Consider the following 259-nt stretch of genomic DNA (forward strand, 5'->3'; position numbering starts at 1 on the left):
TAACGCAATTTCTCGCCAGCTTGCCGGAAGACGATCGCATCAAAGCGATTAATGAAATCCGCATGGCGATCCATCAGGTAAGTCCTTTTCGGGAAGAACCGGTAGATTGTGTTTTGTGGGTCAAAAATGATCAGCTTGTGCCGAATGATTACAACCCAAACAACGTGGCACCACCCGAAAAAAAACTGCTGAAAAAATCCATTGAAATAGATGGTTTTACCCAACCCATTGTGGTCACGCATACGGATAAAAATGCCCT

1 protein-coding gene is annotated in these 259 nt (G+C 44.4%); it reads left to right on the top strand.

Annotated features, from left to right (window positions below; genetic code table 11):
* A partial coding sequence (locus FN960_RS24325; RefSeq protein ID WP_185971157.1) for a ParB N-terminal domain-containing protein occupies positions 1-259 on the top strand: 259 nt, incomplete at both ends.

This window comes from Alkalicoccobacillus porphyridii, assembly GCF_007293315.1.
GTDB lineage: Bacteria > Bacillota > Bacilli > Bacillales > Bacillaceae_D > Alkalicoccobacillus > Alkalicoccobacillus porphyridii.